This window comes from Vibrio nigripulchritudo ATCC 27043 (assembly GCF_000222685.1).
In the GTDB taxonomy this organism is placed as follows: Bacteria; Pseudomonadota; Gammaproteobacteria; order Enterobacterales; family Vibrionaceae; genus Vibrio; species Vibrio nigripulchritudo.
On sequence record NZ_AFWJ01000157.1, the window covers coordinates 1 to 23,911 of the forward strand.

The window sequence follows — 23,911 nt, forward strand, 5'->3', positions numbered from 1 at the left end:
TACTCAATTTACGATTTTAGGGAGCCTGTTTTTATTGCTAGAACTGTGTGCCATAAGTTTGTATGCACTATCGGGTTTGTACCTGCGTCATTGGTTTGAAAAGCCACGTATGGCAAGGTTGTTTAATCGGGGATGCGCTCTGTTTTTAGGTGTTTCAGGTGGAAGCCTACTGGTTTCTAAACAGTCTTAGGGGGGCAGTAAATCGGTTCAGGGAATAAGGCGGCTTAATGTCGCTTTAGGTGCATGTCTGATTTAATGAATAGCAGTTGGATATTGTCCAGATAGGGGGAACGCCATGTCCACTCGCACCCGTTATGTCATTCCTTTTGCTTTCTTCTTTGTGCTCTGCCTCTTCTGGTCTTACTTTTATCTTACTTCCGGAACCTGGATACATTTTCCGTCAGACAAGCCCGAGTGGTTTTTATTGGTCGATGGGCTAATTGCCTTACCTTTACTGTGTTATCTGTGCATTAAAGACAAAAAGCAGGCAACAACAGTTGCTATGATCTATTTTGGTGCGGTTGTCACACTCGGAAGCTTTATTCTTCCTGCCAGTTCTAAGTTTCTCTGGTCTTATTTAGAGTATGCCCGATATTTAATTGTGCCTTTATTTCTTATCTTTGAAGGCGCAGTGCTAGCCACGGTCATTCTTATGATTCGGCAAAAGTTGAACTATGGGGGAGATCCAGACAGAGCAATAAGTCAGCCACTGGAAGACAAGTTTGGGAAAAGCTTGCTGACCAAATGGGCGGCATTTGAAATTCGAGTCTGGGCGTACGCGCTTTTCTCCCAAAAGATAGCGAAGACCCATTTCCTTGGCGAAAAGCACTTTAGCTACCACCAAAAAGATGGCGCACAAAGTAATGTCTTGGGGTTTATTCTCATCATCGTGTTTGAAATTCCCTTCACGCACATCTTGCTTCACTTCCTTATCAATCCTTTGGTTGCAAACGTGGTTACTGTGCTTACACTCGCCGGGATGCATTTTATGATTGCCGAATACAAAGCATTGAGTCGCAGACCGATCTCGCTGGGCGAAGATCGTTTATACATTCGGTATGGTGTTATTCACTCTCGGGAAATCGAGTACGCAAAGATACGCTCGGTACAGTTACATGACCAAGCCGTGAAATCGAATAGGACAACTCAGGTGTTAAACCTGTCTGGAGTGCCTAATGTGAGAATCGCCTTGCGGTCTGGAAATCTCATTTATCTTGGTGTCGATTGTCCTGCTGAATTTGTAGAGAACTTAAGTCGTAGGATAAGAAACGGATAAACGACCTGTCTTGCTTTGTCTTCGGCTAAAATATGCATTATCGTAGCGGCTGCTTAATGCCGTATGAGGAGATAGGTATGAACGCCTTAGAGCACAAATTTAAACGTTGGAAAAAGAAACGCAAAGCTGGCAAAACCAGGTACATAATTACATGGGCAATTATTCCTGCCTTTTTTGCTTTGCTCTCTGGGTATGTTGTGCCAGCGCTTGATGAGACGGTCGTTGTTTCTCTTGACCTGACTGTTGTAACAGGAATCGGTTTTGTAGCGGGTTTGATTTTTGGTGCGCTAAGCTGGTTTGTGAACGAAACCTGGTATCAGAACGAGCTTGAAAAACGAAAAGAAGATTAAATCACTATTTCCTTATTCGTGAAGAGTTCACCCAACAGCCCACCTGCCTTTCCCATAATTGATACTATGCGTATTTAGCTCATTCTTTCACTGCAAATGGTTGCCTTATTTTCTATGCTTTTCTAGCCCGAATCTCTTGTGAGGATAGGAAAATGTTTGATAGCGCGAAGTACTTTCTGGCAGGTGGAGTAGGAGGTGTACTGCCCAAACTGGTTATGCTGGCAACGGTTTTAACCCAAACCACAAACGCAAAATTGACCGAACCCATTTCCTGGAGCTTTTTTGTTGGGCTGCTCATGCTCTTCGGGATCGGGGGGATCGTGGCGGTCAGTACTGTGGAAAACAGTCGTAAAGTCCGGGATTTCATTATTGCAGGCATTGCGGCACCAGCCTTAATCGCCAGTATTGTTGGAGGAGTCGAGAAAACCACGGAAAAGAAAGGAGCAGGGGATACTGCACCTAAATCAACGACAATGAGTTTTTTTATATCTGGCGCTTATGCCGCGACAGAGCCCAAACTGGTCGACCCCACAGATTCATACAACTACACGTTGCAATCCATACCGTACGGATCGACTGACTGGCGTCAAAACACTTTGGGTTACGATGTCGTCGTCACAGACAGTCAGGGGAACAGTAAAACCCTGAACATTAATGGCTGGTCAGAGGGACCAATCAAACTCACCACCAAAACCCCCCTTCAAGATGTTCAGATTAACGATAACGATGGCAACGCCATTACCAAGTTTAACGTCGATGCCGTTGCGTCTGGTGAGATCGTGGTGCGTCCGCAAATCGCTTCAGAGAAAGACTTCTTATGGGCGTTAGGAGCAAAAGGTAAAGCCAAAGTTGTGGGTGGGCAGACTGAATTCGTTCCTCTTGAAACCAATAAAGAAACAAAGAGTAACCCTCTCCTTGAGAATAGAGGGGAATAGTTCTGGGTTTGTGAGGCTGAAAATGGTTGATAAAAAAGGCGTGGATGAGTGGAAGCACCACGCCTAAAAAACGACGCTAGTTGCCGTTTTTTAATATCTCGAATTCAGCTTAACCAGTGCTGCATTTTTCATCATCGCAGTGACTGAATGAATCCTCTGCCTGCGGTGTTACAGGCTTAAACTCCTCATGAAGTAAGTCTGTAATCATTTTTGCAACCACCATATCGTCTATGATTCCGTGATGACTGAATCGCAGTTGCCCCGACTTATCAATAAGAATCAAGGTAGGTGTACCGGGCAAGCCGTATTCAGCCATCGTAAGCGGAATGTCTCCACCGGATGGCGCATCTACCCCGATAGGAAAACTCAGCCGATACTCATGAATAAAGGCTTTCAGGGAGTCGAGCTGCATCGCCTGATGATGTTCAAACACAGTATGAAGCCCGATTACTTCTACATCGTCATCCCTGAATACTTTGTGTATTTTTGATGCCTGAGGAAGCCCATGGCTAACGCAGCCAGGGCAAAGCATCTGAAAAGTGTGTAATACCACGACTTTTCCACGCAGATCTTTCAGGGTGATTGGCACATCGGCATTCAGCCAAGCGGAAGTTTTCCACTCTGGTGCAATGGGAAGAGTGTTCATTGTTGCCTCCTTACTGATTCACAACGCCCGGCAAACTAAGGTTGCCAGACGCCACATCAAATACATCTTTAACGCAAAGCAATGGTGAGTGAGCACTTGCGTTAACTCGAAGCCCAGCGGTAACGCCATCAAAATTCGCCAGTTTAAGGGCATCAATGTCTTCAAACTTAACCTCTACATTGAGTGACTCTCCGTCGAAGTTTGGTGTGTAGTCCGGGCTATCAATCAGAAGCGGTAATTCTGGCCAGGTTGCGGGCAGTTTTGGTTTTGATCCCTCTGGAATGTCGACTACGCCCAGCGCACCGGGTCCGCATTGTTCATTGGGGTGAAGCACTACCCAATGGCTGTGCCATACATCGCCATCGTTCGCTTTATCGCCATCGCCATTTTCGTCGTACAAGGGCGTATCATCAAAATCGGGATGAGAGGTAACGGCAAAAGCCAGTATCCCTGCGTCTTTTTCGAATCCGACCTCGGCGCTGTTCAGCGTTGTTGGCCAAACGTAAGAAAACACATCACTGCCTGCCAGTTTCCCTGTTGGCGTGGGCTTAACGGTTCCAGCCTGACCAGACACGGCAATGTGAAACGTTGCTGTATTTCCCTGTGTGGTGACTTTGGTGTGAACAATGTCAAACGCAGACACCGTTGCATTGCTTTTTTCCGCTTGCAAGCCACCTGTGTGAGCCGTGTGTGCAAAGGTTGCAGGTGAACTTGCCAGAAACACGACCGAGATGGCGGCAGAAAGAACCGTGACATTGGAATTTTTAGTACTCATATTGCTATCCTTAATTTGGTTTCGAGTCGAAACTAAGTTAGATCTACCAGACTATAAATAAACTTGTCAATAAGGTTTTGAGTCGATACTATTCAGTTATGAGCACAATCGTTATTCATCAATTACTCGACAGAATCGGAAACTTAATCCGAAATGAATCCAGAGCAGGTCTAGCCGAACACGGCTTGCAACCTGTTCAGCTGGATGCTTTGTATTATCTGTCGATCTGCAACCGCTTTTCCGACACACCCAAAGCGGTAACCGAGTATTTAGGGCTGACAAAAGGGACGGTATCTCAAAGCCTTAAGGTCTTGGAAAATAAAGGCTATGTAGAAAAAGTGGCTGACCCTGATGATAAGCGGGTCACGCATCTGGTTATCAACCATCAGGGCAGGGAGTTGATTGAACAAAGATACCCTTCACGTTCATTGCTTTCTGCCCTAGAGGGGGATAAGGCGCAGTCTCCAGGGCTGGATGTAGATACATTGCAAAAGCAGTTGGAACTGTTGCTTTTGAATGCTCAGAAAGAGAATCAGTACAAATCTTTTGGTGTTTGTAAAACCTGCACCCACAATCAAACACTTGATAACGGTAGCCACTTTTGTGGGCTTACCCAAGTGCCTCTGAGCTCACAAGATGTTGAATTAGTCTGTGTGGAGCATAAGGCTTCTTAAGCCCATTTAAAGATTTTTTGCTACCTCTGATATTTTACTCTTTGGTTTTATTGATGTTTTTAGGTGTGATACTTTGCCATATCAACATAAAAAATAAGTAGGCTAGGTAGATGATCAAAAAATGGTGGGTTGCTTTGGCGTCAACAGGAGTATTGTCCGGTTGCATTATAACGCAACTCAATACTGGAGAACCCCATTTTTTAAAAGGCAGCCAAAGATATGAAGCGCATGGGCGTCAAGGCTGGATGCCTGGGAAAAACATCAGGTTTGGCAGTTATGCTAGCGAAATAAACAAAGGAAAAACCACCAGCGACAGTCACTATAGCTCCACGGAAAGGTATGAAGAAGAAGACTACAACCGAGAAGTGGTAATCACTCAGGCTGGCCCTGATGGAAGTCATATATCATTAAAATATAAGCAGCACTGTGCCATCAAAAGGTATCATTCGTCCTACGAAAATGAACTACACCGGAAACGCGTTAAAATGACCCAAGCCCCGAATCTTGGTGGGTTTGAACTCAATGGTAAACAATGGTATCTCGAACAATGGGTATTGGATGATCGTGCTGGAAACCAGTTCCGAATTGACCCACAAACTATTTTCCTCAACGACAGGGTTGTCGCTGAGTTCTCTCCGGCGCCTTGGAAAATTCATGATCATGTTTGGCTAAAAGCTGAGGCGAGTGAAGAAACAAAGTTAATTTCTGCAGTGCTGCTTAGCTATGTAATGACAGAGGAACCTTTACCCTGCAAATCCAGATTAATTATGTTGAACTTAATTAATGCGACTAGCCCTATGTTATCCAATGAGGATTTTTAAGCTCATATAGGCATAAAGTTTATCGCGTCGACCATAGTGATCTTTCCCCTTGTTACAAGGTTCTCTTGGCTATATCTGATATTTTACCCTTTGGTTTTATTGAAATTTTTAGGTGTGATACTTTTGCCTTATTAATATGAAAAAAGAAATAGGCTATAACCCCGCGAAGGCAGCCTCCTTCTTTCGTAAATCAAGTTTGGACCAAACCCACGTAATGAATATCGCGCTATTTGACTTTGACGGCACCATCACCACCGAAGATACCTATACCAAGTTTCTTTTCTATGCCACGCCTAAGCTGCGTATCGCAATAGGTGGGCTGTTGGCGTTGCCTGTAATTCTTCTCTACAAGTTAGGTTGGCTACAAGCGTCTAAAACCCGACCTGTACTCTCAAAAGTCGCGTTCTGGATGCGTAAAGAAAATGATGTTGCTCAGATTGCAGAACGGTATGCCGATGAATATCTCAATACGGTTATCCGACCCGAAGCCAAAGAAAAACTGGACTGGCACCGAAAAAGAGGTGACCAGATTTATCTGGTTTCAGCGTCTCTCGATGTGTATTTGAAAGTTTGGTGCAAACCTTTAGGTATTACACCTGTCTGCAGCGAGCTCGAAGTGCGAAATGGTCGTTATACCGGGCGGTACGTTCAAGGGGATTGCAGCAAAGAAAATAAAGTGACATTTCTCAAACGCGCTGTTGACCTGGCTGACTACGATAAAGTGTACGCTTATGGGGATACTTATGAAGATCTTCCAATGTTGGAATTAGCCGACGAAAAACTGTACCAGTGGAAACCGATGAAATGAAAAGAGAGGGACAGATGAAGAAAATAATAACATCTATCCTTATACTTTTTTCTGTTGCTGTCGGCTTGTGGCAACTCAGCAAAGCAAGAAGCTATCAGTTGTTCGGTGATATAATTTCTGAGGTTAGAACGTTAGAAAAGGTCATCGCTCTTACGTTTGATGATGGTCCCTGGAACCAAGGAAATACAGCTAGAGTGCTAGCGACCCTAAATGAATATGGAGTAAAAGCGACCTTCTACTTAAACGGTCGTGGAATTCAGTCGAATTTTCAAGCTGCCAAACATATCGTTCTCGATGGTCATGAGGTCGGTAACCATGGCTACACTCATAATCGATTGGTGCTAAAAAGCATAAGTGAAATCGAGCAAGAAATTGAAAGCACGAACGATCTCATCCGTTCAATCGGGTATTCTGGTGAGATAACTTTCAGACCGCCCTATGGAAGCAAGCTATTTACGCTTCCCTACTACCTGAATCAAAACGGGATCACCACCGTTACGTGGAACATTGAGCCAGAAACCTACCCAGATATTGCTAAAAGCCCCTCTTCAATAGCAAAACACATAAATGAACAAGCTGCACCCGGCTCCATCATTCTGCTACATGTCTTTGGTAGCAACAACGAAGTTTCACGCCAGTCTTTACCTTTGGTGATCGAAGGGCTTATAGAGCAAGGTTATCAATTCGTGACGGTTTCGGAGCTTTTGAGGTTTAGGATCTAGTTTTGATGCTTTGTTTAGTTGGAAGCTTACAAACCGTTTGATTCGCCAGCTAACTCATCATTTGAACGTCACTTACTGTGATTTTTTGTCCAATTAATGCTCATGTTTTATTAGTGGCATGCAAGATGGCGATGGACTTAAATGTTATTTTTATCATATAGTTACTTGCTGATTTTTATATGGTTAGTTGATTGAAATTCAATTGTAAAAAGTAAACGTTCAGGAAGTAATGCAGTATGAACGGCAGTTGGTCCGAGGAAGAATTAAGAGCCACAGTTAGAATATATTTAAAAATGTCTACCCAAGAACAAAAGGGAGAGAAGTTCAACAAGAAAGCGTATTACCGAAAACTGTCACAAGAATATGGGCGTACAGAGAAAGCATACGAATATAGGATGCAAAACATTTCGTATATATTTGCTCTATTAGGTCGAAGTTGGGTGTCTGGTTTAAAGCCCGCTAAAAATGTGGGTCGGGTAATCGGTGATAAAATTGAAGGTATAATTGCTGAGCTTGAAAATCGACCTTCAAATCCTGAGGTAGGCTTTGAAATAGAAGTTTCTTCCTATCAAAAAAGGAAGGCAACTGATAAACCAGAGGGGATAAATGAACCTAAGGTTAATTACAGTTCTACTCGTGTTTATGAACGTTCGGCGAAAGTAAAGGCTTGGGTGCTAAATCGAGCTAACGGTGTATGTGAACTATGTTTAGAACAGGCTCCTTTTACAGCACTATCCGGTAAACCTTATCTAGAAGTCCACCACGTTAGACGTTTATCATCCGGAGGTTCCGACTCCGTATCTAACTGCGTCGCTTTGTGTCCTAACTGCCATCGTTCTCTTCACTACAGTATTAACGCACAACAACTTATAGATAAGTTGTATGAAATGAATCCAGAACTTGAACGTGAGTGACTGGCTGATCATGGCTGAAGTAATTTAGGCGAAACTATTCTTTACTACAAAACTCACTCAACAGGGTAGAACGTGAAATTAGATAAAATTACAAAACACAATATATATGAAGTGATGCGCTTGGGATTAAAGGAGAGTCAAAAAGGCTTCGTCTCTTCAAATGCACTCTCAATTGCGGAGTCATCGGTTAATCCTGATTATCGAACAAGAGCAGCAGTCGTAGGTGAAAAAATAGTTGGGTTTGTCATGTATACCGAATGGGTGAATGCGGTTTGGATGAAAGAGCAAAAGCCAGGTGAATATTATATTCCAAGGGTTATGATTGATAAGTCACACCAAGGCAAAGGTTACGGACGACAGTTGATGGTGTTGGTGCTCAATGAAATAAAAATGAATCAGCCAAAAGCCATTCATATCGTTTATTGTGCGAAAAACACTGCGGCAAAAAATTTGTACGAGAGTTTTGGTTTCAAAGAGTATGGAACGGATGCCCATGGAGATACATTAGCGAGAATTGATTTTTAGATTTCGCTAATCGCTTTAAATTAAGGAGTTTTTTTGGAAAAAGTTTTAATCAGTTCTTGCTTGGTTGGAAATAAAGTTCGATACAATGCGAGTTGCTTGTCTGTACCAGAGTCAGATTTAGATTGGCTCCATTCCAATCTAGAACTTGTAGTTTTTTGTCCTGAGTTATCAGCGGGAATGCCAATTCCTAGGGCTCCAGCTGAGATAATTCAAGGCAAAGGTAACGACGTTATCTTAGGCGCAGCTTCTGTCGTAGGTGACGACGGAATTGATGTTACCAACCAGTTTATCGAAGGAGCCCAAAACACATTAGAAATGTGTAAAGAGCATCAAATAAAGTATGCGGTACTTGCAGAAGGAAGCCCTTCATGCGGTAGCTCAAAAATCTATGATGGAACTTTTAGTGGAACCAAAATCGACGGTTCAGGCGTTACCGCAGCACTGTTAGAAAGTGCTGGCATTAAGGTTTTCAGCCAATACAACTTAGCAACTCTTAGAGCTAAATTAGAAACTAAATTCTTATAAGGCATAAATTGCGAAACCATTTGAGCGTTCTTCCCACGCTTGATGTTTTTGTCGATGCTTAAGCCACTTGTTCTGGCGTTATGTAGAAACTGAATGTTATATGAAAATTATTGAGAAAACTAAGGGGCTTGAGCTTGACGAATTCATGTCAAATCCGCTTTATGCCTTCCTTGCAAGTGATACCGATTTTAATCCGTGCTGTTCACCAGTCTGGTTTCTTTGGGAAGAAGAGAAGATATGGATCATCTCTGTTAAAGGAGATTCTTTCCCCAAACGGATAGCGAAACAGCCAAACTGCGCAATAAGCATCGTCGACTGGGATAGGTTTTCCGGGAAGTCTATACACGTAGGTTTTAGAGGTAGTGCAAGCCTTAAAAGCTTCGACAGTCATCGTGCGGAACGCTTACTAACTAAGTATTTAGGTGACGATAAGTCTTCTTGGAACAAACGATTCTTAGATTTTCAGTCAAACACAGAAAATGTCTTTGTGTGTTTTGAACCAGAAACGGTTGTCCTGAGGGATCAATCATATTGATAGTAGTGGCTTGGGCATCGCTGAGTTTGTTCAATCCTAATACTTAGGACGACGATTCACCTGTAAAGACTTGAATTGAGTATTGCCTGAGAACTAACCTAATCATAGGTATCCGCAGGGAATTCAGAATCGTGAAAAAAGTTTTTATGCGTTACTTAACTCAGCTAAAGGTCATTCTCTTAAAAGTGCCATCAGATACACTTCAGTGCTCACTCTCTGAAGGAATGTTTCCTTTGGAAGGACATGCCAAAATAGCCACTAACTTTGCTTTGAGGGGATATTGCCCACTTTTGGGTGTCGAAGTGATATCGTTTGATCAACGAGAAAGTGGACTTGCGTCTTTGATAACACAGATCGATGAAACCTTAAGTTACCTCAAACAAGCACCAGATATAAAATCGTTCGACGACAATGTAATGCTTCAGGATAGAGCGGGTTTCGCCGATGTCAGCTTACCTCAATCTGAATTCATTTCTCTTTATATCGTTCCTAACTTATTGTTTCATATGAGTATGGTTTATGCGATTGCCAAATCGAATGGGGTAGAGCTAGGGAAAGGAGATTTTGATGGTTTACACGAATACCCAAAAGGATTTCATTTCGTTAAATAGCCTTATTATGCAGCAATAAAAGAATAGGAGCTCTCACTCCCATTCTTTGTAGGATTTACCCCATCTCACTCACTAACTTTTCAGGCTCAGCCAGCAACTCCTGAAGCCTTTTGTAGTAAAGAGAAATGTGCCAACCGTCCATTAAGGCGTGGTTGGTCTGAACAGAGACGGGCATATCCACATACCCATCTTTATCAATGATCTTTCCCCAGGAAATGAGCGGAATACTAGAAGGGACATTCAGGTTCACTGGGTGAACAAAGGACGTAAACCTTAGCCATGGCAGGCAAGATGTGTAGATAACGTCGTCTTTGTCCGGTCCGCCTTCTAGAGTCACCTTCTCAGAGATACGAGCCTTTTCTGCCTCAAGATACTCTGCAAACTGAGAAAAACTCTTTCCATGCTCTACTTCACCAAAACTGAAAAGAGGTGGCTCTTTGGTCATGGCGATAAAGCCAAATCGCAAAGACTCATATTCCACAACCTCTTCACCGTGGATCCTCAACCTGAACTCTCTAATCTCGTTGGCTGCCGCGAGTACCGCGTAAGACACCAAGTTAAATATCGAAATGGAATGCGCTTTTGCGAAGTAATAGCTGTTGGTGAGTTCTACATCAGCGCAAAATCCGACATAAGGGTAATCTCGCTGGCTAAAGTGTTCAAAGTGAGGCGTTCGCCCCCAGGCCGTTTTATCAACGGTTTTTGCTGACGCTGTCATACATGGTTCCTAGCTGACTGTTGTTGTTAATTGTTATGTGTATTATTGCATTAATTTAGGCATTGCTCCTGATGAATTGGCGACAACATACACCTAACGCAGAAAGATTGCTGGGAGCAAAATCCTGCTGACAAAAGCTGACATCTTCTTTAGATAGAATGAGTTGATATCAATTCCAAATAACGAGGGGTCACCATGTTTCAGCAAGAAGGGCATCTTAAAATAGACGGCGCGAGTATTTACTACGAAGTGAGCGGGGATCCGATGGGTAAACCGCTGCTGTTTTTGCATGGTGGGTTGGGTTGCATGTATGACCTGAATCCATTGCTGGATTTTGTTCCCAACGGGTACAAAGTGATATCCGTCGATTTTCGTGGTCACGGGCAATCGACAATAGGCGAATTACCACTAAGCTACCAGCGTTATCAGGAAGACATTGAAGCGCTGCTTTCCCATTTAAAAGTCACCCGATACTCAATATTCGGGTTTAGCGATGGAGGGATCGTTGCCTACAGATTGGCTTCGGCTCATCCAGATTCAGTCGAAAAGGTGGTGACGCTGGGTTCACAGTGGCGGCTGACAGAGAACGACCCGGTAGAACCCATTTTGTCATCCTTATCTGTGGAAATGTGGCGGGAGAAATTCCCGAAAGATGTCTCCAGATATGAAGAAATTAATCCGCAACCCGATTTTTCTACTCTGATTGATAGAGTAAAGGCTGTTTGGCTGGATAGATCGGAAACGGGTTACCCTGTCAATCAAATGACCAATATCACTTGCCCAGTATTGATCATAAGAGGTGACAATGATTTCCTTTTTTCGAGGGAAGAAGCGACTTACCTTGTCGATCTACTGCCAGACTGCGCGTTTATGAATGTTCCGTTTTCTGAACATGCGACACATCAGGAACATCCTGAAATGATAGGATTAGCTCTCAATCAGTTTCTATGATTTACATTGTAAATTGCTCAAACGGATCTTAAGCAGGAATAAAGAAAAGATATGGACGTGATTTTTCTCAATGGACCGAGCAGCAGCGGAAAAAGCACAATCGCTAAAGCACTTCAATCTCAGCTGCCGGGGTACTACCTGCACATTGGTATTGATACTTTTATCTCGATGATGCCGGATAAGGCAAACAGTCTTGGAGACGAAACTCAGCACGCTGATGGATTCTATTGGGAAAAGGAATGCTTAGAAGGGCGCGACGTATTTCGTGTGCGTAAGGGGCAATACGGTATTCAGGTGAATGACGCCTACCGAACAACGGTTAAACATCTGGTTGAAAGCGGGCTAAAAGTGATCGTAGATGACGTTGCTGATGGGAATGAAGAGATAACCCTGTGGCGAGATGTACTCAAAGGAAAAGACTGCCTTTTTGTTGGGGTAATCTGTGAAGAGTCGCTTTTGGAACAACGGGAAAAGTCACGTGGAGACAGAAAGCTGGGGTCGGCCAGGGAGCAGTTGTGCCGCGTACACAAAAATGTTGAATACGACATGTGGGTTGACACTAGCAAGGAAAGCGCAGACACAATTGCGTTGAAAATTGGGGCAAAAGTAGAGGCGCAAATCTCAAGAGAAAATAGGTCTTAAAAGAAAAGACGACTATAGAAACTAGGGGACAGAAATGAACATCGACAATAAAGAGGGTTTTGTAGATACGTTTCTTGAGCATTATCTCGACAGGGGTTTTGGTAGCCTGTCAAAAAGCGAAATTGATACCTTGGTGATGTACCTGTTGTTGGAACACAGCGACCTAAAACACAAATCCAATTTCGAGTTGAGTTTACAACTTCAAATTACCGAGTCGCGCATCAAGACCATCAAACACAAAGCCAAGTTGCTGTTTCTGGACAATGCAGACGAATTCATCAAGGCGGAGTTCTTTTCATTACTGCACCAATCTAAGTTGCAAGGGGAGCGCAAACAGGGCGCGCCCGCCAAGATTGTAATGGTGATAGAAGATGCGTTTGTTAAGCAGGGTGTGCAGGCGAAATTGAAAGCTTTAGGGCACTTTGCAGACAACTCATTTAACAGCGAGATCGTAAAAATAACTCAGTCTTCATTTGTGGATCTTATCGATCACTTCTTTAGTCAAAGTGAGCGAGAAAAAATTCTGCAGGACGTGAATCAGGTGATTCCAGAAGAAGACTTCATTGATTTCAAAGCATTGTTACAAGACTTTCTATCTGGAGTGGCGACCAAATCGGGTGAGAAGGTTGTGGATTTAGGCGCTGTCTTCGCGACCGGTGGTGCAAGTGAAATTATTACACTGACCGAAACCATGAAAGCATTCTTTGGTAGTGACGAATAGGGACAATAACAGGGAGAAAACCGATGAAAATTTCGGGTGAATTTGAAGTAAAGCTAGAACCAATGGAGACGTTTGCTCAGGGGGTGGATGGCGTCAACCTCGGCCGCATGTCGATTGATAAAGAATTTAAAGGCGAGCTTTCAGCGCACAGCAAAGGTGAAATGCTCAGCGCAGTGACGGCAGTAAAAGGATCCGCAGGCTATGTCGCCATTGAGCAAGTAGTTGGAACCCTCGGTGGTAAAAAAGGAAGCTTCGTGTTGCAGCACTATGGCATTATGGCGAATGGGAGCGATTCGTTAATACTGGAAGTGGTGCCCAACTCGGGATCTGATGAGTTACAGGGGCTGGCGGGCAAAATGAATATCCGAATTGAAGAAGGTCAGCACTACTACGATTTTGAATACGACTTTGTATAAAGTGCACCTTGAATAAGTGGTAATGATACTCCACATGTTGCCCATTAAATTAGCTGTGCTAGATTAACTTCCTTAAATAAGCCTTTGAAGATGTTCATTTTAGGGAGAAAGCATGAACTACGTAGATGGAGTGCTACAGGTAGAATCATTTCTGGCGGTGACTCTGGGAATCATTGTTCTGTTCTTGGGTCGTCGCCTGACTCAGGCGAGCCACTGGCTAAGGGAATTCAGCATCCCTGAACCTGTCTCCGGGGGCATTTTGGTCTCCGTTCTTTTTGCTATTCTGCACTACGTGACTCAAGTGGATGTCGAATTCGATTTGGCGGCGCGTGATCTTCTTCTTGTCTACTTCTTCACCACTATCGGCATCAATGCCAGCCTGAAAGATCTCTTCAAAGGTGGGAAACCACTTATCATTTTGCTTACCATCACGATAGGGTACATGTTTATCCAGAACCTAACGGGTATTGGCATTGCGACCATGTTGGGGCAGCCGGATATCGTGGGCTTGTTGAGTGGTACGGTTTCACTGATAGGCGGACACGGAACAGCGATTGCCTGGTCACCTAAAATTGGTGAAAGCTTCGGTTTAAACACGGCAATGGAAATAGGCATAGCCAGTGCGACTTTTGGGCTGATCTTAGCCAGTATTATGGGCGGTCCCATCGCTAAATTTCTGATTAACCGTCACAACTTAAGCCCGGCTAAAGTCGAAAAAATGGACGTCGGAACATCGGCTGACAACCCTAAACCCAGTATTAATGCGTATGACTTTCTAGATGCGGTACTGGCCATCCATATCTGTGTGATATTGGGGGCATTTCTTAATGAAGCGGTTTCAGAATTCGGACTGGATTTGCCATTGTTCGTGACTTGTCTGTTCGCGGGTATTCTTATTTCTAATCTGATTCCGGACTCTTACCCTCGCTTAACCGGAACACGTTGGCCAAAACGTACCCCAGCCATCGCCCTGATAGCCGACATTGCGCTGGGAGCATTTCTGGCGATGTCTTTAATGAGTATGCAGCTTTGGGCTTTAGTTGATTTGGCTGGACCTATCTTCGTCATCTTAGGTGCGCAGTTTGTGGTCGCAATCTGTGTCGCTATTTTTGTTGTATTTCCACTTATGGGCAAAACCTACGATGCTGCGGTTGTTTGTGCCGGTTTTGGAGGTATTTCACTGGGGTCGACCCCGACGGCGATGGCAAATATGTCTGCCGTTGCGCAAAAATATGGAAACAGCCATCAGGCCTTCATCATAGTGCCGCTGGTCTGTGCATTTTTTATCGACCTCGCCAACGCTTTAATCATCCCATATTTTGTCGGATTACTAAGTTGATATTTTTAATTTAAAGCTCATTAGTTGTTCTAAAATCGACCGTTTCAATAAATAAATTATGAATATGATTGGGTAAAGTTACATTTACATACAATATAGATATATTTTTACATAATCCATTTTATTTTTATAAAACATAAAGATATTAAATTTATTATGGTCAGAATGATAAACTGTTAATGTGATATTACTCCCAATATTTTTGCAAATCAGTACAATTCTTATCCTGTAATTATTGGCTCACCGCGAAGGTGACGAAAAAACTGACAGGTACAAGAATGATTAATTTTGGTTTTAAGCAGCGAGTCATTGCGGTAGCCGCCTTGCTGCTTGTTTTATCCCTTAGCGTTTCACTTTACATCTCATATTACTTTTTAGCTCAAGATAAGCAGCAAAGTATTGATTACAGTGCGTCTTTGAAAACAGACGCAGTCAGTAACTCCATAGAAACCTGGATGAGCAACGTTAGCCGTACACTACAGAATGTTGCTCCGACTTTCGCTACAGAGTATTCAGAAGAGGATACTCAATTACTTCTTAAACAAGTGGCAGACTCTTCTCAGGTATTTGCGATTGTTGTCGGTTTTGAAAACGGCAGCGCGTTTAGTTCACGCTCAGGTAAATACGATTCAAACAGCTATGACCCGCGAGTACGTGGTTGGTACAAACAGGCAAAAGCCAAGCGCAGTACGGTAATTACAGGTATTTACCGCGGATCGTCCACCAAAAAACTCATGGTGAGTGTTGCAGAACCCTTCTACGAAGGTACTGCGTTAAAAGGTGTTCTTCTGGCCGATCTTACGTTGGAAATCATGAATGAAAGAATCAATGACAACCTTCCAGAAGGCGCCATTGCTTCGCTGTTTGACTCACAAGGTACTGTCATTGCTTCCTCGTCACCGAAAAGCACAGCGGGCGAAACCAACCTGTCTGATATTGCATCACTTGCTCCACACAAAACCACAGTTCTGAGTTCGGGTTACGGTTCATTCGTGTTCGACAGCGCGGGTCGCAATCGTATCGGTTACCACGACGAAGTTCATTTGGGTTACGGCGTTTCGTGGTATTACCTGGTAAGCGTAGATCAGGCAAAGGCATACCAGAGCCTGAGCGACCTTGTCTTCAACATGGTTCTGGTGGCAGCGGGGCTAATTATTCTCTCTGTACTCGGCATTATGCTGACACTGCAGATGCTGTTTAAGCCGATGAATCGTCTGCAATCCAAAGTGGATGATCTGACAAACGGTGACGGCGATCTGACCAAGAGTATCGACGTCACTAACGAAGATGAAATTGGCAAAGTAGCCATAAGCATTAATGCTTTGATGTCCCAGCTTCAGAACCTGATTTCCGACACTAAATCGCTGGGTAAAGACATCTCGACCAGCATGACTGCGTCGGCAGAAGGTGCGAATAAAGCGCAGAGCTTTATCGCTGACCAGATGCAGGAAGTGGATCAGCTTGCTGCGGCAATTGACGAAATGTCTGTGAGCGCCAAAGAGGTGGCAAACCATTCTCAGCAAGCTTCGACAGCAATCCAAAGTGCAAATGGCAATATCGAGAAGAGTGCCATTCTGGTAGAAGATTCAGCCCAATCTACAGATGCATTGTCTCAGAAGGTTCAGGAAGCCGTGTCAGTGGTGACGGAACTTAATCAGGCGACCAAACGAATTGAGTCTGTGCTTGAAGTGATCAACGACATTGCAGATCAGACTAACTTGCTGGCGCTGAACGCCGCGATTGAAGCCGCAAGGGCGGGTGCATCGGGTCGCGGGTTTGCCGTAGTGGCGGATGAAGTACGAACTCTGGCACAAAGAACTCAGGCTTCAACTGAAGAAATCGGCACCATGATTGATGAGCTTCAGGCGGGGTCGAAATCTGCATTGGTGGTCATGGAATCAAGCCAGAAAGAAGTGGTTCAGACTCTGCAGCATTCACAAGATGCGGACTCAGCTCTGCAAGCGATCCGCCAGGCAATGGGACAGATCACCGATATGATTCATCAGATCGCATCTGCCGCAGAGCAACAGAGCATTGTAAGTGAAGAGGTCAACCGTAATGCTCAGAAAACCAAAGACATTTCAGTGGATGTTTCTGACTTTATGGGCAACCTGACGGGGTCAATCAGCGAACAGCAGAAAGTGGTTGAGGAACAGGACAAATTGCTGAGCCGCTTTAAGGTTTAGTGATAGCTCTGAACGAAATCGAAGGCACGCTACGGCGTGCCTTTTTAAATTTCGGTTAACAGAGACTCGGCTTCGTTTAAGATGACCTTGCTCTCTGGCGGCTCGGTGATCGAGGCTGCGAACTTTCCGACAATCTTTCTGCCATCTTTGGCTTCGTAGATCACTTCGTAAAATACTTCTGATATCAGAAGCTCCCCTTTCGCCGCATTCAGGCTTTTTCCTTTGGGTGGGTGACTGAACGCTTTACAGCGACAAAATACCTTTCTTCCTTCTTGTTGAGAAAGGACTTGTAGTTCGCGGATAAACTTCTCAAAACCAAAATTCTGCACTTCTTGATTGAGTGCTTTTGGCGCATACATCAAACCAAGTTTGGCTTCATCACCAAAGCCATGTCCCCAGAGATGCGCTCTTTCATACCCTTTAAGAGAATGCCCGTTGTAAAGCTTTTTGGAGGGAGATGGCAGCTCATCTTTAAAGTCCATGCCTTTTTCTCCCCTTATTGGCGAAATAGAGGGTTTGACTTCCCCTGCAATGTCGAACCGAACCTGTTTGTTGGGGAGGATGAGCGCTCGCATCTCTTGTATTGCACCAGTGAGTCGGGTTTGCGCCCATTTTTTCTGGTCCAGCTTCATTGATAGCCAGATCTTGGCATTCTTAGGGGCAGCAGGAAGCCAGTCGCCTTTGTCTTTAATATCAAGGATGGCTTTAACGGGCTCGGTAGCACTATTCAGCATTTTTTTGGCGCGCAGATACGCCCCTCTTTTTTTTGCTGCTTTCAGGGCATCGGAATATTCAGAAACGGCTTTGCTCATGCCTTTGGTTGAGGCATTTTTCGACTTCATCAGTCGCTTTCTCAAGGACATAGTAATGGTATCCAGAGCAATGACGATCTTCGAAATCTTGAGCGGAGGGGTGAGGTCTAGCGCTTTAGCCGCTTTTCTGCCAGCAACCCCTTTTTGAACTTTGCTAGCCATTCATTTTCGCCATTTTCTGGAAGAACTTGCTGGTGAGATCCGCTGCTTCGTTGGCAGCCCCTGAGATTTTGGAAAACTTTAATGGGGGAAAGAACATTTCAACTAAGTTGTAGACAAGATAGCCAAAGTAGTAGCCAGAAGCGGCTGGGGTTCGGGATATCGCGTCTCCAATGGCGAACATCAGCTCGTCACTGGTTTCCGTAAAGAACGTTTTTACCTCTGGGTAGAGTTCTTCGGTGAAAAGAGACCACAAGTTGTCCCACGGAATTTTGCGCAACACCGCGATGAAATCATCTGCGACTTCCAACATAAGATTGAAGGCATCACCCAGTTTTCCACCATGTTTAAATGCGCCAATGATCAATTGTAAAATTAGGGAAAGGGTATCAATAAAGCCAAGAATAGAGTCCACAATACCGTCCCATACCCCACCAAAAAATCCGATAAAGGTATCGATGCTTTCGTTGAAATCAGGGCGGTTTTTATCCATCCAGAGTAAAGCACTTTTGGCATGGGCAAGAAAAGAAGCAAACCCCGCCTTAAATCTCTTGAGTAAAAGGGTGAGTGATACGACTAACCCTTCTGCAAATTCGATTGCATCATCCAGTGTGTCCACAATGCCTTTGAATATATCCACAATCGCATCCATTGCACCTACCACCCAGCTTTCGAGCTCCTTTAGCGCGTAATCAATGGCGGACTGTATGTCACTGATCACCGACTCCATGGCGACTAGCATACTGTTCATACCATTATTGATGGTTTCACCCGCCTCCTGAACCATCTGGTTGAAATCCGCCGGACGCTCTTTTGGATGCCAGAGCTCTCTGGGCACATGAATATCGGACACCAGATCCTTGCTAAACCCATCTAAAATCTTTGCGAGTGACTCAAGAGACTCCACGATAAATGTTTTGAAATCGCTTTCCTCCGATTGTTCTCCGTTTTCAGAATCTTGCCCATCATTTTTTAAATCCAGCAGAGTTACCAGACTGGTGGTGGCTTTGCCATCAAACATATCGAAAAAAATGGGTGTTAAATGAATAAGGCGCCCACTCATGTCTATTGCATTTTCTCGACGATTATCGGGGACAGCCAAAATTAAGACTGATTTGGACAGCACATCCCCTTCGTTAACTTCCGCGTAAACGGTGCCATCAGCTGCTGTATTACCTTGCTTGTGGTAGTGAGCAAGTAACTCAACCGCGCTGCTCCCAAGATAGATATCATATTCATAACTCTCGCCGGGCTGCGGATTATTCAGCTTTCCCAAATACGGCACTTCGAGCACTTCGGGCGTATATGTCACCCGAAGCCTGAGCATTTTGGTTTTCCCCGGATTCAGAATGGCGTAATCACATCGTCCAGAGATTGGCTGCTCTGCCATCATTCTGTCGGCATAGTGATGGAGTCGCCGATGTTCGTTCATAGCGAATTAGACTTCACTGTCGTCGTTAGACGCCGGTAATGGGGCGAGTCGACTGTCACCCTGACCAATGCCTTCGCCATCAATACAGGGCAGACCGTTTCCAACCATGGCAGCCGCCTGATCCTGCACGATGGTAAGGTTGGTCGGCACTTTAGTATCCCAGGTTTCGGTGATGGTCGTTTCCTCTGCCTGAGACACTTCCTGAGCGATAGAAAGGTACAGGTCGTTCTCAGAATCCATCACTAAGCCCTGACCAAACCAGACCTGCCCGGTTTGCAGATAGTAGGTGACGGCATCTTCAAACCCCGGTCGCAAAGGCACCACAACCCGCGCCATTCCAGAGGTGATAAAAGCGTTGAACTTACGATTTTTGGTGACTTGCGCACTGAGTTTCGCCGTCCAGTCCCGCTTCTTCGCGTAGTAATAGGGATACAGATGGTAGGCCATGTCATCCCAGTCAAACGCCTGCTCGAAAAAGCGCACCATTTCGCTGTGTTTGTCGAGCTTGTCAGACAAACGCAATTTGGGCAGCTTGCCTTCTCGTTCAATGTAATGATTCTTTGCAACCTTGATATTGAACGGTTCCTGAATCATATACATGGCGAGCTGGCGCAACTCTTTCTGGATGATTTCGTTTTTGAATCTCGGGTTGGTGTTCGCGCTGCCGAGTTGAGCCTCATGCCGCTCCTTTTCTTCGTCATATTGCGCTTTCTGTTCGCGGTAGGCATCCATAATGTCGTTGAATGCCCGTAACTGCCATTCTCGATAAATACGTCTTCTGAGTCGGCAGTGCACTTCCAAATGACAGCTGAAAGAACGGTGATACCAAGGCAAAATCACCGAAACCGGCAGCATAGCGCTGATGCTGGGTTCGAGATACCGGTTGACACGTATCTCGCTGTAAGGGGAGTTGTCATCGGGGATAGACTCCGTTCCTACAGTGACGTAGAACCCTGGAATCAAAGGAATAGCCTGTTTGCTTTCGTCTACTCTCGCATGGCGAATCGCATCATGGTAACTCGGCGCAGCTCGGGCAGCTACCTTCACCAAAAAAGCCGCATAGTTTTCTGGAATTTCTATTTCATAAGTGGAAGACAAGACATCCTCGTAAGGCTTGTTATTCAGGTCGATGGGCTCTGCAAGCGGTGGTTTGCTCTCGGAATAGCCGCGCATTAGGTTTATTTGGTGAGGTGGTGGTGCTTCAATCGAAATACCGTAACGGGCTGCCAGTTTTCGATAATTATCTCGGGTAACATCATTCGGCACTTTCACACCAAAGCGTTTTGGCTTTTTAGGGGCACGTTTGGTGAAATCATCTTCAGGCACAGCCAGTTCCTGAGCCTGAATGAAACGCTTGGCTGGTTCTGGAATACTGAACTCAATCAAAGCCCGCTGACCAACATGAACCAGGCGGTGGCGATAGATTTTATCCAGCCAGCGATAAATGCCAAACACATGGTCTTCGCCTGCTCGGTTGTCCAAACCGTGTTTGGTGATTTCTTCATATTGGTGCTGGCGCAGCTCTCGCCTTTTGCTGGTGGTTTTAGACATAATTTTTTGCTGTACGCGTTCGGTGACACTTTGGGCGTACTGCAAGGCTTGGGAACGGCTTTCCTGACGAGAGCGAGAGGTCGCAAATGTCATTGCCGTATTGGCATAAAACTGCAAATACTTAGGACCACCCGATACCCCCGCATTCACATTGATGTTACGTGAGGAATCCTGTTCTAACACTTCTTCAACCGCAGAGCTGATCTCGTGTCTTGTTGTGCTTTCTAAATCCGATTGCTGCTCGTAGGCACTTTCGCTGGTCGCTTCGGTTTCAACTTCTGTCACATCCAAACGACGAGTCGTGCGCTCTTTGTATTCTCGTGCTAACAGGTTTTCAGTTCGGGACGGTTCTCCCGCTTCGATACACGCCAGTTCCTGTTCCACCCGATAAAAATCCACCATGCCGATTTGGTTTACTCCAAACAAGGTTGGAGGAGGTGTACCAAGCTCGTCCAGCCCTTCCGGTACCCATGGCAGAGTCGTTGATCCCGTCTGAAGTTGACTGACTAACATCGTCGGCATAATAGTGGCAGTTTGAGAATCGGCAGTAGTCAGGTGCAGATCAACGTTCACTGGCTGGTGAGAAGAATCAGGCAAGTCAAACCTGAAAGTCTGAAAGCCACCGACACGTTCGGGCATAGGTTCACCGCGTAAAGTGCGGCCGTTGATCTGGGCTTCTGCATTGCTTAGCATCGGATCACCCTGCTCTCTGAAATAAGTCACATGAAGCTGCGATTCTCCTTCCTCTTCCGAGATCCCCGCCATAACGGCTCTATTGGGAATGCGTTCTTCAACTGCGATCTCCGTGCCCATAACCAGAATGGTGCTTTCCTGCTCGATTTCATCGTCATCTTCGTCAGCTAGGGCAAGTTCGGCATCCTTGGATTCCTCTTCTACCATACTGAGTAACTCATGAGCATCCGCCGAATCTGTGGATAGACGCTGAAACGTGCGGGTCTGAGAAGAGGACAGATTGAGTGTCAAATCATCAAGCGAAATAACGGCTGACCGAAATGCCTGAATGGGTGTTATTACGGTATCCAAATCGCTGATAGCGCTAGTTGCTGTTGCTGCTGGAGTAGTGGATGCTGATGATGTGATTGAGGTCGGCGTTGCTATTTGAGATTGAGACCTGGCTCGCCCAATCCTTTTTACCTCGCGTCGGATTTGATCTTTTAGCTGACGAGTCTGTACTAACTTATCTGCGCGGATGTTTCGCTTATGAATGTTTTCCAGCAATCGGTGTTGCACTGTCGTGAGCCCAAAATCAGGTTCAGTACTGACGCGGTTATCGACAATCGCTGAAATCACCGCTCTGGCATTTTTGGCCAGTGTTAGCCGTCGGTGGATCTGTGCCTCTTCAAGAGAGTCGTCACCCCTTACATCTCGGTGAACCCTAAGGAAATGGTCACAGGAGAGAATCGCAAGAATGTGTTCTATGGTGACCTGGCTGTATTCCACCCAAAGACGGTGGATCAGATTATCCCACAATAAACTTTGCTCGGTAGGCGACAGCATACTGGGAGTAGCACTGGTAATCGCATCGTCGATATCATCAAAAGAGGTTCGATAACGTTCGTCGTGTACCTCTCTGTGGAACTGGATCAGGCTTGCGAACTGAATTTGCAACTGTGCCAGAGAACGCAGGTTTTGAAAGCTGTCGCTTAGTGAGCGTGCTGCTGCCTGCATGCGTTGTGAGCTGGAAGTGGGAAGCTGCGATAAATAGTGCGTGGCAGCATGCGCGTTAGCTGTCAGCCGAATGGCGAAATCCCGTTCATCCTGATGGCTGATCGTTTGGTGGTTTCTCGGTGTGGAGAAACTGAACACTGGATCTTTCATATCCCTGTACCGTGACGTTGTGTGAAGTTTTTATAAAACTTACGGTATCAGGGTTGGTTAATTATTAACCGTTTCGAATATGAGAAATGTTGAATGTATGATCAGTTGATTGGGTAGTTGTCGTAATCGACTTTATTGTAAGTACCTGAATCAATTTTGATTGTGTGAAACTCAGCATCGCCTTCTGTATTTATAAAGTTCACCGCAATCCAGACCTGCCCATTTTCATCTATGGAATCGACCTCCCATAAATGGTCAGTATCGATCAGCTTGGAATAGATCTTGGAAGCGGTATACAAATCATGATTTGGGTTTTCAGCGGCTTCTGCTAAATCTTTCGGTAAAGTATGAACCTGAACGAGGTAACTGACGGTTTTCATTTCGTATCCACTAAGCTAGAAAAATGGCAATGTATCGATAGGCTCATAATCAGGCAATTTTCCTTCGCCAAAAGTCATGTCACCCTTCACACAATCCAGTTCAGCAATCACATTCTTCCCTTTGCTGACGATGATCCCCGCTTCTGTCAGGTGCTCATAACTGCCGTCTCCGAGCCTTTCTCCACGCATACTTCGACTGAAAACCGTGTACCCGTACGGACCGTTTTCAAACAACAGATACCCTGCGCCACCACCACTGTAACCCTCGTGGTATTTGGTGACTGGCGATTCAATCTCCATTTCAATTTTCTCGGGTGTACCAAAACGGTAGGTAATGGTGTCTTCGCTTGCGGTGCAGACAGACACACTTTTCTTACCAAAGCTGCACTGTTGGATCATCTGCTGTTCCGACTCACATAAGTTAGCAGCCATAGTGGTGGACAAAACAGGCAGTGAAAGAAACAGCACCAAAACTCGTTTAAACATACAAACACCCATAAGAGTAAATATCATCGAATTATAGGCGATTTTTTGTTCCGTTTATGCCGAGTTTTTGAACGAATTGCAGGCTTTGTTCAGGCAGCGCTAGAGGTGCTGGAAAGTCAATCTGTATCTGGCTGATTGTAGGTGGTTTCTTCTATGTTTGAG

26 protein-coding genes and 1 pseudogene are annotated in these 23,911 nt (G+C 45.0%); 19 read left to right on the plus strand and 8 right to left on the minus strand.

The features are described from left to right. The 4 genes and pseudogenes from RH89_RS30220 to RH89_RS13500 form a co-directional block, all read left to right on the plus strand. A pseudogene (locus tag RH89_RS30220) lies at positions 1–190 on the plus strand (LysE family translocator); the annotation flags it as partial. Positions 191–295: 105 nt separating this feature from the next. Next, positions 296–1,276 carry a hypothetical protein gene (locus tag RH89_RS13490; protein ID WP_004402764.1) on the plus strand — a complete coding sequence of 327 codons (981 nt, stop codon included), beginning with the start codon at positions 296–298 and terminating at the stop codon, positions 1,274–1,276. A 77-nt stretch (positions 1,277–1,353) separates the two neighbouring features. Then, positions 1,354–1,626 carry a hypothetical protein gene (locus RH89_RS13495; RefSeq protein WP_004402765.1) on the plus strand — a complete coding sequence of 91 codons (273 nt, stop codon included), beginning with the start codon at positions 1,354–1,356 and terminating at the stop codon, positions 1,624–1,626. Positions 1,627–1,778: 152 nt separating this feature from the next. After that, complete coding sequence (locus RH89_RS13500; protein WP_004402766.1) at positions 1,779–2,561, plus strand: hypothetical protein; 783 nt, start codon at positions 1,779–1,781, stop codon at positions 2,559–2,561. Between the two features lie 109 nt (positions 2,562–2,670). On the opposite strand, the gene RH89_RS13505 is transcribed toward RH89_RS13500, so the two are convergent. Together RH89_RS13505 and RH89_RS13510 are read right to left on the minus strand one after the other, a co-directional pair. Next, the gene (locus RH89_RS13505) at positions 2,671–3,207 is read right to left on the minus strand and encodes a peroxiredoxin family protein (protein WP_004402768.1); all 537 of its coding nucleotides are present in this window, start codon (positions 3,205–3,207) and stop codon (positions 2,671–2,673) included. A gap of 10 nt (positions 3,208–3,217) precedes the next feature. Further along, complete coding sequence (locus RH89_RS13510; RefSeq protein ID WP_004402771.1) at positions 3,218–3,982, minus strand: hypothetical protein; 765 nt, start codon at positions 3,980–3,982, stop codon at positions 3,218–3,220. A 98-nt stretch (positions 3,983–4,080) separates the two neighbouring features. Between RH89_RS13510 and RH89_RS13515 the strand changes: the two genes are divergently transcribed. The 9 genes from RH89_RS13515 to RH89_RS13555 all read left to right on the plus strand — a co-directional run bounded on the left by RH89_RS13515 (position 4,081) and on the right by RH89_RS13555 (position 10,117). Further along, the gene (locus RH89_RS13515; RefSeq protein WP_004402773.1) at positions 4,081–4,656 is read left to right on the plus strand and encodes a MarR family winged helix-turn-helix transcriptional regulator; all 576 of its coding nucleotides are present in this window, start codon (positions 4,081–4,083) and stop codon (positions 4,654–4,656) included. Between the two features lie 110 nt (positions 4,657–4,766). Beyond that, positions 4,767–5,477, plus strand: coding sequence for a hypothetical protein (locus RH89_RS13520; protein WP_004402775.1), 711 nt, complete (start codon positions 4,767–4,769; stop codon positions 5,475–5,477). Positions 5,478–5,691: 214 nt separating this feature from the next. Further along, positions 5,692–6,285: an HAD family hydrolase gene (locus RH89_RS13525; protein WP_038145946.1), complete on the plus strand. Its 594-nt coding sequence runs from the start codon at positions 5,692–5,694 to the stop codon at positions 6,283–6,285. Continuing rightward, positions 6,267–7,007, plus strand: coding sequence for a polysaccharide deacetylase family protein (locus tag RH89_RS13530; protein ID WP_206536135.1), 741 nt, complete (start codon positions 6,267–6,269; stop codon positions 7,005–7,007). Before RH89_RS13525 ends, RH89_RS13530 begins: the two co-directional genes overlap by 19 nt. Positions 7,008–7,243: 236 nt before the next feature. Continuing rightward, on the plus strand, positions 7,244–7,921 hold the full coding sequence (locus RH89_RS13535; RefSeq protein ID WP_004402784.1) for an HNH endonuclease: 678 nt from the start codon (positions 7,244–7,246) through the stop codon (positions 7,919–7,921). 72 nt (positions 7,922–7,993) lie between these two features. Next, entirely contained in the window at positions 7,994–8,446 is a 453-nt protein-coding gene (locus tag RH89_RS13540; RefSeq protein ID WP_022602423.1) for a GNAT family N-acetyltransferase, read from the plus strand. Positions 8,447–8,479: 33 nt separating this feature from the next. Beyond that, positions 8,480–8,971: a 2-thiouracil desulfurase family protein gene (locus tag RH89_RS13545; RefSeq protein WP_004402787.1), complete on the plus strand. Its 492-nt coding sequence runs from the start codon at positions 8,480–8,482 to the stop codon at positions 8,969–8,971. A 100-nt stretch (positions 8,972–9,071) separates the two neighbouring features. Then, the gene (locus RH89_RS13550) at positions 9,072–9,506 is read left to right on the plus strand and encodes a PNPOx family protein (protein ID WP_004402789.1); all 435 of its coding nucleotides are present in this window, start codon (positions 9,072–9,074) and stop codon (positions 9,504–9,506) included. A gap of 131 nt (positions 9,507–9,637) precedes the next feature. Continuing rightward, positions 9,638–10,117, plus strand: coding sequence for a DUF1993 family protein (locus RH89_RS13555; protein ID WP_004402791.1), 480 nt, complete (start codon positions 9,638–9,640; stop codon positions 10,115–10,117). Positions 10,118–10,172: 55 nt separating this feature from the next. Here RH89_RS13555 and RH89_RS13560 read toward each other — a convergent pair whose 3' ends face one another. Next, entirely contained in the window at positions 10,173–10,835 is a 663-nt protein-coding gene (locus RH89_RS13560; RefSeq protein WP_004402793.1) for a CatA-like O-acetyltransferase, read from the minus strand. A gap of 195 nt (positions 10,836–11,030) precedes the next feature. On the opposite strand from RH89_RS13560, the gene RH89_RS13565 reads away from it, so the two are divergent. The 6 genes from RH89_RS13565 (at position 11,031) to RH89_RS13590 (ending at position 17,090) form a co-directional block, all read left to right on the plus strand. Next, positions 11,031–11,786, plus strand: a complete 756-nt coding sequence (locus RH89_RS13565; RefSeq protein ID WP_004402795.1) for an alpha/beta fold hydrolase — start codon at positions 11,031–11,033, stop codon at positions 11,784–11,786. Positions 11,787–11,837: 51 nt separating this feature from the next. After that, a complete protein-coding gene (locus tag RH89_RS13570; RefSeq protein WP_004402797.1) occupies positions 11,838–12,428 on the plus strand; it encodes a chloramphenicol phosphotransferase CPT family protein in 591 nt (196 codons plus the stop codon). 34 nt (positions 12,429–12,462) lie between these two features. Next, positions 12,463–13,149 (plus strand): hypothetical protein, encoded by a 687-nt coding sequence (locus RH89_RS13575; RefSeq protein WP_004402798.1) that lies wholly within the window; start codon positions 12,463–12,465, stop codon positions 13,147–13,149. A gap of 23 nt (positions 13,150–13,172) precedes the next feature. After that, positions 13,173–13,565, plus strand: coding sequence for a DUF3224 domain-containing protein (locus RH89_RS13580; RefSeq protein ID WP_004402801.1), 393 nt, complete (start codon positions 13,173–13,175; stop codon positions 13,563–13,565). A 112-nt stretch (positions 13,566–13,677) separates the two neighbouring features. Next, the gene (gene gltS / locus RH89_RS13585) at positions 13,678–14,904 is read left to right on the plus strand and encodes a sodium/glutamate symporter (RefSeq protein ID WP_004402802.1); all 1,227 of its coding nucleotides are present in this window, start codon (positions 13,678–13,680) and stop codon (positions 14,902–14,904) included. A gap of 278 nt (positions 14,905–15,182) precedes the next feature. Beyond that, on the plus strand, positions 15,183–17,090 hold the full coding sequence (locus RH89_RS13590; RefSeq protein WP_004402804.1) for a methyl-accepting chemotaxis protein: 1,908 nt from the start codon (positions 15,183–15,185) through the stop codon (positions 17,088–17,090). A gap of 44 nt (positions 17,091–17,134) precedes the next feature. On the opposite strand, the gene RH89_RS13595 is transcribed toward RH89_RS13590, so the two are convergent. The 5 genes from RH89_RS13595 to RH89_RS13615 form a co-directional block, all read right to left on the minus strand. Beyond that, positions 17,135–18,064: a polymorphic toxin type 4 domain-containing protein gene (locus RH89_RS13595; protein ID WP_004402806.1), complete on the minus strand. Its 930-nt coding sequence runs from the start codon at positions 18,062–18,064 to the stop codon at positions 17,135–17,137. Beyond that, positions 18,057–19,493 (minus strand): phage tail family protein, encoded by a 1,437-nt coding sequence (locus RH89_RS13600; protein ID WP_139063284.1) that lies wholly within the window; start codon positions 19,491–19,493, stop codon positions 18,057–18,059. The genes RH89_RS13595 and RH89_RS13600 overlap by 8 nt, the downstream gene beginning before the upstream one ends. 6 nt (positions 19,494–19,499) lie before the next feature. Further along, positions 19,500–22,883 (minus strand): hypothetical protein, encoded by a 3,384-nt coding sequence (locus RH89_RS13605; protein WP_038145941.1) that lies wholly within the window; start codon positions 22,881–22,883, stop codon positions 19,500–19,502. Between the two features lie 101 nt (positions 22,884–22,984). Then, positions 22,985–23,263, minus strand: coding sequence for a hypothetical protein (locus tag RH89_RS13610; RefSeq protein WP_004402811.1), 279 nt, complete (start codon positions 23,261–23,263; stop codon positions 22,985–22,987). A 15-nt stretch (positions 23,264–23,278) separates the two neighbouring features. Further along, positions 23,279–23,749 (minus strand): hypothetical protein, encoded by a 471-nt coding sequence (locus RH89_RS13615; protein WP_050811532.1) that lies wholly within the window; start codon positions 23,747–23,749, stop codon positions 23,279–23,281. Positions 23,750–23,911 lie beyond the last annotated feature (162 nt).